Origin of the sequence: Spongiactinospora gelatinilytica, assembly GCF_003236385.1 — a bacterium.
Classification (GTDB): Bacteria; Actinomycetota; Actinomycetes; order Streptosporangiales; family Streptosporangiaceae; genus Spongiactinospora; species Spongiactinospora gelatinilytica.
The window spans coordinates 1-407 of the sequence record NZ_POUA01000916.1 but is presented as its reverse complement, the minus strand read 5'-3'; the positions used below and the strand labels follow the sequence as shown (position 1 = coordinate 407).

Genomic DNA, 407 nt, shown 5'->3' with positions numbered 1-407 from the left:
ATGCTCAAGAACTTGTTGATTTAAACAACAAGTTCATCACGCCTGGTATGATCAACACCCCCGTTCTCATCATTAATAAAGTCTTCCCATACGGGCCAAAAGCCTCACGCGAACCCTTCGAAATTGCAATGCAAGCCCAAGCTAACCTAAATGGAATGTTAGCTTCAGGGGTGACATACACCCGCGTTCTAGCAACTGCGCAAAGTTTCGATATCGGTATGCAAAAAATGACGCTGAATGGTCAATGGCGTGGCACTGGCGTTGTCGCATCTGGTCGCGCTTTCTCAACCATCGGTGGCCACGCTTCAAAGATTGGCGAAGCCTTGTCTGGTCCGGAAGAATTCCGGGCCGGCGTCCGACGTCGGATTGAACAAGGCGCCCATGCGATTAAGTACATGGCGTCAGGT

At 50.4% G+C, this 407-nt stretch carries 1 protein-coding gene; it reads left to right on the top strand.

Annotated features, from left to right (window positions below; all coding sequences use genetic code 11):
• On the top strand, window positions 1-407 hold a 407-nt coding region (locus C1I98_RS46830), incomplete at both ends, for an amidohydrolase family protein (RefSeq protein WP_199537614.1).